Raw genomic sequence first — 12,113 nt, 5'->3', positions numbered from 1 at the left:
ATTTATTAGTGTTTTGTTGTTTGAAGGCTAACTTTTTCTGATAGTTACTACAATTTATATCATATAATATCGAGCTTTATTGGGATAGAAGCGGGTGAGACGGTATTTAATAAGTCGCTCTATTCCCAGAGCAAGTGCGATATTTTATCGGAATAGGGCGACTGATTCAGTGGTTTAGTTTTAAGTGGCTTAGTATTGAAAAACGAGCTCTTCCTTAGACATTAGTTCGGTTCTTTTATCTTGTTTTATTTGATAAATAACTCGATAACTGAGGACTGCCTGAACGTATTCTCGAGTCTCTGTATAGGGAATCGATTCAATAAAACTCATTACATCTAATTTGGCATCACTTTTCTTTAGCCACGACTTTATTCTATGGGGACCTGCGTTATAGGAAGCCGTAGCAAGAACTCGGTTATTATCAAATTGTACGAGTAAACTCGAGTAATAGGCACTGCCTAACGCAATATTAAGTTTTTCATCATAAAGACTGCGTGTACCACGATAATTGAGCTTGGCCTTTTTGGCTGTTTGCTTTGCCGTCGCAGGCATCAGTTGCATATACCCTCTAGCGCCCACGCCGGATGTCGCATTTGGAAAATAGGCACTTTCACGTCTCGCAATAGCTCTTACTTCATCAATATCAACTTTGTATTTTTTACTCGCGTTGGTAAATGATGCTTGGGCTGCATAGGGAAAACGCATATCCATATCGTTCCAAAGCTTCGCTTGAATACTGGCTTGAACCCCCAAACTGTGCCACTTTTGTGCTACTGCGTATACACCATAATCCTTTTGCATCTCTTTATCGTGACGATTTAACAGCATTACCCATTCAGCGCGGGCATCAGATTGCTTATCGATAGCCAATAGTTCAGTAACTCGTGCTAGGCCTTTATCATTGGCCAGTTTACTTTGACGCTTAGCAGTGCTCTGCGTTGGTTGGTGTTGTACGTTATAGGGCGCATCTATTAGATTTGCTGCTTTAAACCCATAAAAATTTCGTTGCTGGCTTAAGTCAGTTAAAAGTGCCAAAGCTGCTTGTTGATCTTGTTTATCATCGCTCTTTTGTAATACAACTGCTCGCCAATATGTCCAGCGAGCAGTGTCTTGTTTTTCTTTAGTTAGTAAGGTTATAAAATGCTCAAACTGTTGCTGTTCACTGGTTCTCAGTGCCCAGCGTAGTCGCATTTCAATTAAGTCATCACTATCTAATAGTGGGAGCATGGTGTCGACAAAGCTCTTTAACTCTTCAGTTTGGTAAATTAGCGCTCTGCGCACTAAATAACGGCTAAGTAATCGGCCTTTATAGTCACTAAAACGATCTGCTTTTTGATACTTAGCATACAGTTTCACTGCTTGCTTAAGATCTTTCTTTGCTAAGCGCCTTAAGCCTATATCGACAATCGTGGCATTTATCTTGGCTTTACCGCTGTACTTAGAGGTATTGCGTAATCGACGCGGACCTTTATAAACCGATACAAGGCGTTCAGCCGCTTGTTTATTGCGGGTGATCTTTTTAGATAGATAAGTTAATAACCCATATTGGCCTTGTTCAAAACTGAGCAACATTCTAGACCAAATCAACTCTTGAGTTTGAAAGCCTGCTTTTTTCCACTCATTAAAAAGCGGATCACATTCTTTAGGGCGGGAGCGTCCATAAAGCCATAAGTCACCGGCGCCTTTGTAAGCCAGTTGTTTATCACCTTTTTGTAACTGCGCTCTATAGAAATAGCATTGTAAAATAATGTTATTAGGTTGCTTTGGGCTTACTGCTAGAAAATCGTTCCAGCGTTTCTGCTTACCACTGCTGTTTAGATACCGATACCGTGCGCTGTTATAGAGTGGACTGCCTTGGAACTGCTGGAAAGCGCTGGTGGCATTGGTTCCGGACAGCTTCAATATTTCATCTATATTTTGATGAAAATCCAAATAGATGGCCAATGGATAATCACCGAGCTTTTCACGCTGTTGCAAGTAAGTATTGAGATCTTGCTTATCGAGTGATTTTCTTGCATCAAGGTATAACTGCTGCTCAGACGTCAAAGTCTGAGCAGCTATCGGGTACGATATGAATGTCGCTATTGCGAATAAAATGCCGCTTAACTGCTTGTGCATCTATGAATGTCCTCTACCAATGTCCCTATTGCGAGTTTTGTTTACTATATTATTGCGAGATGATTTCACCTTCAGATAAGCTTAGCGCTTTATCCAGTAACTGGGAGTCAACTTTTTTACTGGTTTCTACTCCTAACTGCTGCATTTGGTGTGCTTGGCGAATTACGTTACCTTTTCCAGATGCCAGTTTATTCATTGCGTTTTGGTAATTTTTGTCAGCTGATTCAATTGCACGGCCTATTTTTTCCATGTCTTCTAGGTAGCCGCAAAGCTTGTCGTATATTTTTCCTGCTTGTTTGGCAATCAACTGTGCATTTTGATTTTGATACTCATAGCGCCAAATATTATTAATGGTTCTGAGCGCGACTAGCAAGTTGGTTGGACTGACTAGCATGATGTTACTTTCAAGCGCAAAATTTACTAGACTCGGGTCGTGCTCCAAAGCGAGTAAAAATGCAGGTTCTAGCGGGATAAACATCAAAACGTAATCTAAACTGGTTAAACCATGAAGCTTTTGATAATCCTTATTACTTAACCCTTTAATATGCGCTCGAACCGATGCTATATGCTCCTTTATTGCCTGAGCACGCACTTCCTCATCATCGCTATTAAAGTATCGCTCATACGCAACAAGAGACATTTTTGCATCGATCACAACATCTTTATTTTCTGGTAGGTGTACTACCACATCTGGTTTGAAGCGTTTGCCATCATCATTTTTCAAATCTGTTTGGGTGTCATATTCATGTCCTTCTCGCAGGCCACTTTCTTGTAATACCCGCTCCAAGATAACTTCTCCCCAGTTCCCCTGTTGCTTGTTATCTCCTTTTAACGCTTTAGTTAGATTAATTGCATCCTGGCTCATTTTTAGATTGAGCTCAGTTAAGGAATCTAATTGATGCTTTAGTGCACTTCGTTGACTTTGCTCGTGGGCATAAGAGGATTGCACCTGGGCTCGAAAACCTTCTAACTGTTGTTTGAAAGGGGCTAACACGCTGTCTAGTTGCTGGTTATTCTGGTTTTGTAACTGTTCGCTGCGAGCTTCAAAAATTTTAGTGGCAAGATTTTCGAACTGATTATTTAAACGGATCTCTGCTTTTTCAAGTAACTCTATCTTGTCGTTCAGCGCTTGTTGTTCTGCATCGTAGCGTGCAGTTATGGTTTGTTGCATCGCATTTGATTTAGAAAGCGCAAGTTGAGTTTCCATTTGCTTTCGTTGATTATCCGCTAAAGTTTGCTCGAGCTCAGTACTTCTTTCTGCTTGCGCTTGTGCTTTGCCAAGAAGTTCGATGCGTTGTTCAAGTTTTTCTTGGGAAAGTCCGAGTAGGGCTTCTTTTTGGTGAAGTGTTTCTTTAAGTGCCAAAATTTCACCGTTTAACTCATCTTTTGTTTGCTCCATGTCATCTAATAGCTGTTTACGAACGTATTCCCATTTGACCCTTGTTTTTCGCTGATTTAAAAGAGCACCTATTAAGATTGAGAGAAACGCGATGGCGACTAAGATAATGATTTCAGGTGTTGAAAATGCGATATTTAAAGGCATGTGAGACGGCTCTTAACATGGTAAATGAACGGGTAGAGTGGCATGCTGGCTTAAACACTGCAAGCTTAACAACGTCTTCTTAATGGTAAATGATGAAGACGTAATCAGCTGTTAATGAGATGTATACCCATCCTATTTGAACATGCAGAATTCAGTGGGAATTTAAGGGTCGTTAATCACGGAATTGATTGCCACCAACTGGTCATTAACCTTGGCAAAATCAATAACACTGATGTAAGGACCATTTTAACCCGTCGACGCGAGTATCTTCAGGTACGATGGGTATAAATGTTAGCCTTAAACGAAATCTTTTTAAGGGTAATACGGTCTGACTAATTAGGTTTCCAAATTAATAAATTGAAGAGGTAGGCGGCCAATGAAAATAATTAACAAAGCTGCGTGGGATAAATTTAAAGATTGCGATGTAACCCCTGAAGAGGTTTACCACGACAGAAGGCGTATTCTTAAGCAGATGGGGTTTATTGGTGCTGGTGCATTATTGTCGTCTCAGGCGAATGCAGGCGTGTTTGATCTGTTTTCCAGTGACGAAGAAAAAGCTGCTTTTGCCAGGGTTGCACTGCCTCACTCAAAACAAACTGAATATGATCATCTGCTGTATGGCGATCTTACTCCAGAAAATAAAGTTATTTCACACAACAATTTCTACGAATTCGGCACCAGCAAAACGGACCCAGTCGAAAATTCACAAGCATTGAAAGTCAACCCTTGGCAGTTGGTTATCGAAGGTGAAGTGGATAAGCCTCTGACGCTTGATTATGACGACATATTAAAAATGTTGCCTTTAGAGGAGCGCATATACAACTTTAGATGCGTTGAAGCTTGGTCGATGGTCATTCCATGGGTAGGTTTTTCTTTGGCGAGCCTATTAAAAAAGGCTGGCGTGAAGAGTAATGCAACACATGTCGCTTTTGAAACGCTCTATGACCCAGAGCAAATGCCAGGTCAAAGGAATCGTTACAGCGGCGGGGGGATTAATTATCCATACGTTGAGGGGTTAACGATTGCTGAAGCGATGACCGATCTCACTTTTATGTCTGTGGGTTTATATGGAAAAACCTTACCACCGCAAAATGGCGCACCAATCAGATTAGTGGTGCCGTGGAAATATGGTTTTAAGAGTATTAAATCGATAGTGCGTATACGGGTAACCGATAGGCAGCCTAAGTCTTCTTGGAATGAGTTGGCACCCAGTGAATATGGTTTCTATGCCAATGTAAATCCAGCCGTTGATCATCCTAGATGGTCACAAGCGTCTGAAAGACGAATTGCGGAAGGCGGATTATTTTCAGCTAAACGGATCGCCACTTTACCTTTTAACGGATATGAAGATTCTGTGGCTGAGCTTTATCAAGGCTTAAATCTAAAAAGAAACTTTTAGGGAAAGTATGAAAAACAAGTCATTTAAATTAACCGCAAGGTCTCTGTTTTGGCTCAAATGCTTAATGCATACGATAGGGTTACTGCCGATTATCTATTTAGTGCTTTTAGTATTAAATGACAAAGCGGGGGGCGACCCCGTGCAATATATTATTCATTTCACTGGAATTGGCGCTCTCAATGCCCTAGTAGCGACATTATTGATCTCACCTGTTGCCAAGAAACTGAAGCAAGGATTATTGTTACAAACGAGGCGACTTGTTGGGCTTTATGTTTTTGCTTATGCCAGTCTACACATACTGGCCTTTTTCAGCTTGGATCTGCTATTTGCTTGGTCACTGTTTTTTGAAGAGGTTGTTAAGCGTCCCTATATACTCGTAGGAGCTGCAGCTTATGTTTTGTTGAGTGCCTTAGCGTTTACCTCTTTTAAGAAAGTAATGCGCAAAATGGGCCGGCGTTGGCAGAAATTACATAATGGTATTTATTTAATTGCAATACTGGTACCTGTCCATTTTTACTGGTCGGTAAAGTCCGAAATTATTGAGCCGATATTGTACTTCATCTTCATTGCAGCGTTACTCGGAGTTCGGGCAAAGCAGTCGAATTGGTGGAAGAAGAATTCAATAAAGTATTTTACAAAACAACATCGGGTATAGATAACTAAAGGCTTATCAGTGTGGGATTGTTAGTTGGTTTTGACTGTGAAGTTACTCAGTTTTTATTTTATATTATGTGGTCACTCTAGATTATTGATATCTGAGTGGCTATTTTATTTAGAACATTAACTAATAGAGGCTTTGGAGGGGGAAGTTTAATAGTGGAAACTGCGAGCTATAAAGATAGCGATATTTTCGGTTTACGCTGCTAGCTTGACAATGAATAGCCCTTCCGTAGGCTGTTTCAATGGAGTGAGGTATTATCTCGATTGACTATTTAATGTTATTTATCGTTCTATTTTGTCGCATTTTCTTCTTGTTGTTTCATCACTTGTAAAACGTCGTCGTATGAGATATTGAACTGACGAGACAAGTTGATAATTTTAGTTTTATAAGTTTGGATATTTTCTTGTTGTGTCAGTAATCTTTTCTCATTCTCTACAAGTTCATTCACAGCTTCTTGTAAAATAAGTAAGCGACGTAAATTAAAATCGAGAGAATCAATATATTTAATCATTTGCGGCTTATTTCTAGCTTGCTCAAGATCACTGCTAGTTTTCTTTTCATAACCATATTGGTCTAATGCAGCGATGGCATTTTCTAAATCAAGATTTTCTTTCATAGGAGTCCGAGGTAAGGAAGATTAACGTTGAAAAATATATATTAATTTAGATTATAGTTTGTATTCTAGAACTGTAAAAGGAAAAACATGTTTTTTAGGCTAAAAAGTCAACTATTTGCTTGGGTTTAGGCCTGCGACCTGTCAATCTAGTTGATATGATAAAACGCTGTCGAAGCAAGGAGATGCTAATGCTTGATTTATTGCCTGATTTATTTGACACCTATCCGGAAAGTTTATCGTTACTACCCCCTATGTTTAAATCGTTTGGTAGTAAAAGTTGCTTTTGGGGGGAAGTTGTAACGGTTAAGTGTTTTAAAGATAACTCTCTAGTTAAAGATGAATTGTCTAAAAACGGTAAAGGAAAAGTACTCGTTGTAGACGGACAAGGAGTGACCGATTGTGCACTGCTTGGTGATATGATTGCTAAAAATGCCGAAGTTAATGGTTGGCAAGGTGTGGTGGTTTTTGGTTGTGTAAGAGATGTTGCAGCATTAAAAACCATGCAAATAGGTATCCAGGCTATTGGTATCAACCCGATTAAAACCGTCAAAAAAGGGCGCGGTGAACGTAATGTTGCGGTAGAAATCTACGGTGTCATCATTTCTCCCCACTCATATGTGTATGCTGATCTAAACGGTATAGCAATATCTAATCAAGCTTTAGATTTATCCGTGCTAAATTTATAGTATTCGCTTTTGTTATTCAGATGGAATCTGTCATGAAATTATTAAAATGGTTTTTTGTAGCAATGTTAGGTTTAGTTACAGCGTTAGTGGTGTATATCACTTTGATTTTTGATCCCAATGATTTTAAACCACAAATCGTAGAGGTTGTTAAAGAAAAGACCGGACGAAATTTAGCGATTAATAGTGACCTGTCTTGGACTTTTTTCCCAAGCTTAGGCATTAAGTTAGGTGGGATTACACTGTCTAATCCAGAAGGGTTTGAAAGTGCGGCAATGGTATCCGTTAATGAAGTCGTTGCCGAGGTGGCACTCATGCCGTTGCTGGCGAAAGAGGTCGAGATTTCGCAGCTTAATCTAGATGGACTGACCTTATTTTTGGAAACCCAAAAGGATGGTAGAAGTAGCTTTGATGGACTTACAGGTGAGGGCAAGCCCAGTGAAGCTGCAACGACGTCTGCCAACGATACATCGAGTGTTAGTTTGTCAAAACTCGATATTGGTGGGATCTCAATCACTAATACACAGATTAGTAATCTAGACCGTCAATCAAACACGAAACAGCTACTCTCGTTAAAGTCCCTGACGCTTGGACGATTTCAATTAGATAAATTTGCACCTCTTAAGTATGAGTTGTCAGCATCATTACCCGGTCTTAACGTGACTAGCTCAGGTGAGGGGCAAATTAAAGTTTCGCAAAACTTACAAAATATTGTGATTAATGACTTTGCTGTGAAAAATCAGCTGAAGGGTAAAGGGATGCCAAACGGTGAACTCAAGGCTGAGTTAACAACATCACTTGAAATGGCATTAGATATGCAAACGATGAGTTTAGTGCTAGCAAACTTTAGTGCGGCTGATATAGATGCTTCTGGAAAGCTAGATATTGCCTATGGCAACAAGGTACCTAGTATCGCAGCGATGCTTGAGGTTGGCGACGTAGACTTAGACCGTTTCTTACCAGAAAAGTCAGCAAATACTCAGGACTCTAAGCAAACAGATACAGCTACTGTGGCTTCTGTTGAACCTGATTTAACGGCGATGAAGTCTGTTAACCTGGACGTTAATGTTAAAGTGAAATCAGTGAAAGTTGCTAATATGAAGACTCAGAACTGGGTCTTTAAAATGGCGATGAAACAAGGCGTGGCCAACGTAAGCCAATTATCAGCAGCGCTTTATGGGGGAACGATTAAAGCCTCTGCGAAATTAGATGGTCGTAATAAAGTCGCTAAATATGAGTTTGATAAGCGTTTAAAAGGGGTCGACATCCGTGCCTTGCTTATCGATGCCGCTGAGGTTGATATGCTTGATGGCACCGCTAACTTTAATGTTGCGGGTAAAGGTAGCAGTTTATTGCCTGATAACCTTAAAAAGAACTTATTGGCAAACGGGAAGTTTGAAATAGCTGATGGAGCAATTCATGGGGTAAACATTCCACAAATGATCCGAGATGCACAAGCCAAGCTAGGCGGCGATATGTCATCGAGTGGCTCTAGTGAGCAAAAGACAGATTTCACCAGCATGACCGGCTCATTTAAGGTTGCTAAAGGTGTAGTTACAAACCCAGATCTAAATATGGCATCGCCACTGATTCGCCTGACTGGGGCAGGAACTGCCAATGTTATCAACGAAGCACTTAATTATAAGTTAACCACTTCGGTTGTGGGTTCTCTTGAAGGTCAGGGCGGTAACGAACGGGATGCGCTATATGGTGTTGAGATACCTTTTGCGATAAGTGGCACAATGTCTGAACCGAAATTTGCTCTTGATACAAAGGCTTTGTTAGATTCGAAGCTAAAAGATGAAACAAATAAGCTTAAAGACAGTTTATTTAAAAAATTCGGGGGTTTTTAATGTTAAGTAGAACAGCGCTCGCCATGGTGATACTCGCAGTTACTGGTTGCTCGCAAAGCAACAGTAGCGTGGGTGAGGTTACTGATATGACTAAAAAGAACAATGTAAAAGCTTCACCAATCAATGTCACGCCGGTAAAAAGTGATGATGAAACGAGAGCTAAGCTAGCTCAAAAAGGCCTGTTTGAAGGCAAACTCATGGTAGAACATAATACCGGCTCTGCGATGAACGTGACGCTGCAATACACTAATAGTCAGTCATACGGTGTACCATTAATGTTCAATTCTGGTATGACTGCAGATCTATGGCTGTTTGATGCAACCGGCAAAAAAGTTTGGGCTTGGTCAAATGAGATGATGTTTACCCAGGCACTAAGAGAAACGGTCATGCCAGCAGGTAAAATCCAGAATGTTAAGTTTCGGATTGCTGATGGTATTGCTGCAACTATTGGTAAAGGCTTCTACTTACAGGCCATATTTTCCGGTCGGGCAACAGAATCTCAAACACCCGCAATGGTGCCAGTGATCTATAAGTTTTAAAGCTGTTGATCGATATAAATGGTTTGTGAGCTTCTTCAAGTATAAAAAAATCCGGCCTCTAATAGAGTCCGGATTTTTATTTTGAATCTTTATAATAGCTGCGCTATTAAAATCTAAGATTAACCAGCGAAGTTTGCGTTAACAAAATCCCAGTTGATTAGCTCCCAGAAGTGAGCCATGTAGTCAGGACGAACATTACGGTAATCGATGTAGTACGCATGTTCCCAAACATCTACAGTCATGATTGGAGTGACAGACTCATCAGTTAACGGTGTAGCAGCGTTGCTAGTGTTAACGATAGCAACAGTGCCGTCTGCTTTTTTCACTAACCAAGTCCAAGCACTACCGAAGTTGTTAACTGCTGAATCAGTGAATTGCGCTTTGAAAGCATCGAAAGAACCGAATGCTGCAACGATAGCGTCAGCTACTGGACCAGTTGCTTCACCGCCACCGTTTGGCGATAGGCAGTTCCAGTAAAAAGTGTGGTTCCAGATCTGTGCTGCATTGTTAAAGATACCACCAGTAGAGGTCTTGATGATCTCTTCTAGGCTCTTTTCTGCAAGCTCAGTTCCCTCAACTAGACCATTAAGCTTTACAACGTAAGTGTTGTGATGCTTACCGTAATGGTAGTTAATTGTTTCTTCTGAGATATGTGGCTCAAGTGCGTTTTTTGCGTAAGGTAATGCTGGTAATTCGAAAGCCATTAGTTTTCTCCGTTAACTCTAGATTGTAGTTGTATGCGTTCTTGCTCACTGCGAGACATTTTACCTAATAAACTTGTGAAGTGTATCATTGTTTATTCGAAACAGTCGATTACCTCAATCGATAAATTCTATTAGGTAATGGCCCTAGGAAAAGTAGGTTTTTGTTCTGTACTATACTGGCGTACAATAGCCTATCGCAATGTTGTATAACCCAGGAATGAAAAATGGAAACAGTTGATAAGATCAAGCAGCAAATAGCCGAAAACCCAATTATCGTATACATGAAAGGCTCACCAAAGTTACCAAGCTGTGGTTTTTCTTCTCAGGTCGCGCAGATCATGATTAATTGTGAAGAGCAGTTTGCTTTTGTTGATATTCTTCAGCATCCGGATATTCGTGCCGAGCTTCCTAAATATGCTAACTGGCCTACGTTCCCACAATTATGGATCGAAGGAGAGTTAATCGGTGGCTGCGATATCCTTACTGAAATGTTCCAAAAGGGTGAGTTAAAGACCCTTATCAAGGAAACGGCTGCAAAATATAAAACTGAAGACGAGTAAGCGAGCAGCTAGCCTATAGTTTCTATAAAAAAGCCCTGAATATCATTGATATTCAGGGCTTTTTATTTAGGCTTTAGATTTATTCCCAAGCGCTATGTAAGTGTTCGCTGCATTGCTTTAACCAACTTATCTATTTAGATCTGATCTAAATCATCACTGACAATCTTTTCATGAGCCGCGGCATTATCAGGAAGCACAAGGTTCATCAATATTGCGATAATGCCGCATAAGCTTATGCCTGTAAGGCTAAATGAGCCGATACCAAAAGCCATTCCGCCAATACCAAAGACTAACGTTACGCCGACAATACTTAAATTACGTGGCTCGTTCATATCGACGTGATTCTTGATTAATGAATTGAGACCTACCGCAGCAATTGAGCCGAACAGTAAACACATAATCCCGCCCATAACAGGTACTGGGATTGTTTGCATTAGGGCGCCGAGTTTACCAATAAATGCTAATAAGATGGCGGTTATAGCGGTCCATGTCATTATCACTGGATTGAATGCTTTTGTGAGTGTTACAGCGCCGGTCACTTCAGAATAAGTGGTATTTGGTGGTCCACCAAATGCTGACGATGCAATGGTTGCGACACCATCACCGGCTAATGTTCGATGTAGACCCGGTTTTTTGATGAAATCTTTTCCGGTTACATTCGAGATCGCTAGAATATCACCAATATGCTCAACTGCAGGGGCGATTGCGACGGGGATCATAAATAGAATTGCATGCCAGTTAAACTCTGGCGCGACAAAATTTGGCATCGCTATCCAGCTGGCATTTGCTACAGGCGAGAAATCAACAATACCAAAAGCTAAGCTTAGACCGTAACCAACTGAAATACCGGCAAGAATAGGCATCAGTTTTAGCATTCCTTTTGCAAAGATAGCCACGGCTATAGTGGTAAAGAGTGAAGCTAAAGAGATAATCAGTGCGGTATTTTGCTCTACTAATACTAAGCTACCGTCTCCCGTTTTTCCTATCGCCATATTAACGGCGACGGGCGCTAAGCCTAATCCTATAACAATGATAACTGGGCCGACTACCACAGGCGGTAGTAAGCGTTTAATAAAGCCAGCGCCTCTGACTTTAACAACTGTTGCAAGCAGGACATACACGCAACCCGCCGCCATGAGCCCTCCCATTGTTGATGGAATACCCCATGTTTGTACGCCATACATAATCGGAGCGATAAAGGCGAAAGAAGATGCGAGGAAGATTGGAATTTGACGTTTTGTTATTAGCTGGAAAATGAGTGTACCAATACCTGCAGTAAAGAGTGCGACATTGGTATCTAAGCCTGTTAATAGAGGCATTAATACGAGTGCACCAAATGCTACAAATAGCATTTGGGCCCCCTGTAAAGGGAGTGTAAGGTTTTTCATTATTATTCTCTTATTTTAATAAACTTAACAATCATATCTTTATGAAACA

11 protein-coding genes are annotated in these 12,113 nt (G+C 40.6%); 6 read left to right on the top strand and 5 right to left on the bottom strand.

Annotated features, from left to right (window positions below; all coding sequences use genetic code 11):
* Positions 1-189 precede the first annotated feature (189 nt).
* Together K5R16_RS05325 and rmuC are read right to left on the bottom strand one after the other, a co-directional pair.
* On the bottom strand, positions 190-2,118 hold the full coding sequence (locus K5R16_RS05325) for a transglycosylase SLT domain-containing protein (RefSeq protein WP_220736503.1): 1,929 nt from the start codon (positions 2,116-2,118) through the stop codon (positions 190-192).
* 49 nt (positions 2,119-2,167) lie between these two features.
* Entirely contained in the window at positions 2,168-3,661 is a 1,494-nt protein-coding gene (rmuC, locus tag K5R16_RS05320) for a DNA recombination protein RmuC (RefSeq protein WP_220736502.1), read from the bottom strand.
* A 376-nt stretch (positions 3,662-4,037) separates the two neighbouring features.
* Between rmuC and msrP the strand changes: the two genes are divergently transcribed.
* Positions 4,038-5,060, top strand: a complete 1,023-nt coding sequence (msrP, locus tag K5R16_RS05315) for a protein-methionine-sulfoxide reductase catalytic subunit MsrP (protein WP_220736501.1) — start codon at positions 4,038-4,040, stop codon at positions 5,058-5,060.
* 7 nt (positions 5,061-5,067) lie between these two features.
* Positions 5,068-5,715 (top strand): protein-methionine-sulfoxide reductase heme-binding subunit MsrQ, encoded by a 648-nt coding sequence (gene msrQ, locus K5R16_RS05310; RefSeq protein WP_220736500.1) that lies wholly within the window; start codon positions 5,068-5,070, stop codon positions 5,713-5,715.
* A 295-nt stretch (positions 5,716-6,010) separates the two neighbouring features.
* Here the strand turns inward: msrQ and K5R16_RS05305 are convergent, their stop codons facing one another.
* The gene (locus K5R16_RS05305) at positions 6,011-6,337 is read right to left on the bottom strand and encodes a hypothetical protein (RefSeq protein WP_220736499.1); all 327 of its coding nucleotides are present in this window, start codon (positions 6,335-6,337) and stop codon (positions 6,011-6,013) included.
* Between the two features lie 188 nt (positions 6,338-6,525).
* Between K5R16_RS05305 and K5R16_RS05300 the strand changes: the two genes are divergently transcribed.
* Genes K5R16_RS05300 through K5R16_RS05290 form a run of 3 tightly spaced genes read left to right on the top strand, consistent with a single transcriptional unit; the run spans position 6,526 to position 9,412 of the window.
* Positions 6,526-7,023 (top strand): putative 4-hydroxy-4-methyl-2-oxoglutarate aldolase, encoded by a 498-nt coding sequence (locus tag K5R16_RS05300; RefSeq protein WP_220736498.1) that lies wholly within the window; start codon positions 6,526-6,528, stop codon positions 7,021-7,023.
* A gap of 32 nt (positions 7,024-7,055) precedes the next feature.
* Positions 7,056-8,873, top strand: coding sequence for an AsmA family protein (locus tag K5R16_RS05295; protein ID WP_220736497.1), 1,818 nt, complete (start codon positions 7,056-7,058; stop codon positions 8,871-8,873).
* Positions 8,873-9,412 (top strand): BsuPI-related putative proteinase inhibitor, encoded by a 540-nt coding sequence (locus K5R16_RS05290; protein ID WP_220736496.1) that lies wholly within the window; start codon positions 8,873-8,875, stop codon positions 9,410-9,412. The genes K5R16_RS05295 and K5R16_RS05290 overlap by 1 nt, the downstream gene beginning before the upstream one ends.
* 119 nt (positions 9,413-9,531) lie before the next feature.
* Here the strand turns inward: K5R16_RS05290 and sodB are convergent, their stop codons facing one another.
* A complete protein-coding gene (gene sodB, locus K5R16_RS05285) occupies positions 9,532-10,116 on the bottom strand; it encodes a superoxide dismutase [Fe] (protein WP_220736495.1) in 585 nt (194 codons plus the stop codon).
* A gap of 224 nt (positions 10,117-10,340) precedes the next feature.
* Between sodB and grxD the strand changes: the two genes are divergently transcribed.
* Positions 10,341-10,676, top strand: coding sequence for a Grx4 family monothiol glutaredoxin (gene grxD / locus K5R16_RS05280; RefSeq protein WP_220736494.1), 336 nt, complete (start codon positions 10,341-10,343; stop codon positions 10,674-10,676).
* A gap of 134 nt (positions 10,677-10,810) precedes the next feature.
* Here the strand turns inward: grxD and K5R16_RS05275 are convergent, their stop codons facing one another.
* Positions 10,811-12,064, bottom strand: coding sequence for a uracil-xanthine permease family protein (locus K5R16_RS05275; protein WP_220736493.1), 1,254 nt, complete (start codon positions 12,062-12,064; stop codon positions 10,811-10,813).
* Positions 12,065-12,113 lie beyond the last annotated feature (49 nt).

Source organism: Shewanella sp. c952, from assembly GCF_019654975.1.
Taxonomy (GTDB): Bacteria; Pseudomonadota; Gammaproteobacteria; order Enterobacterales; family Shewanellaceae; genus Shewanella.
The sequence above is the reverse complement of the archived record's forward strand: the minus strand, read 5'-3'. Positions and strand labels throughout refer to the sequence as shown.

Excerpts from the sequence above, each read along its gene's own strand:
- K5R16_RS05325 (WP_220736503.1), bottom strand. The coding sequence starts at position 2,118 with ATGCACAAGCAGTTAAGCGGCATTTTATTCGCAATAGCGACATTCATA.
- rmuC (WP_220736502.1), bottom strand. The coding sequence starts at position 3,661 with ATGCCTTTAAATATCGCATTTTCAACACCTGAAATCATTATCTTAGTC.
- msrP (WP_220736501.1), top strand. The coding sequence starts at position 4,038 with ATGAAAATAATTAACAAAGCTGCGTGGGATAAATTTAAAGATTGCGAT.
- msrQ (WP_220736500.1), top strand. The coding sequence starts at position 5,068 with ATGAAAAACAAGTCATTTAAATTAACCGCAAGGTCTCTGTTTTGGCTC.
- K5R16_RS05305 (WP_220736499.1), bottom strand. The coding sequence starts at position 6,337 with ATGAAAGAAAATCTTGATTTAGAAAATGCCATCGCTGCATTAGACCAA.
- K5R16_RS05300 (WP_220736498.1), top strand. The coding sequence starts at position 6,526 with ATGCTTGATTTATTGCCTGATTTATTTGACACCTATCCGGAAAGTTTA.
- K5R16_RS05295 (WP_220736497.1), top strand. The coding sequence starts at position 7,056 with ATGAAATTATTAAAATGGTTTTTTGTAGCAATGTTAGGTTTAGTTACA.
- K5R16_RS05290 (WP_220736496.1), top strand. The coding sequence starts at position 8,873 with ATGTTAAGTAGAACAGCGCTCGCCATGGTGATACTCGCAGTTACTGGT.
- sodB (WP_220736495.1), bottom strand. The coding sequence starts at position 10,116 with ATGGCTTTCGAATTACCAGCATTACCTTACGCAAAAAACGCACTTGAG.
- grxD (WP_220736494.1), top strand. The coding sequence starts at position 10,341 with ATGGAAACAGTTGATAAGATCAAGCAGCAAATAGCCGAAAACCCAATT.
- K5R16_RS05275 (WP_220736493.1), bottom strand. The coding sequence starts at position 12,064 with ATGAAAAACCTTACACTCCCTTTACAGGGGGCCCAAATGCTATTTGTA.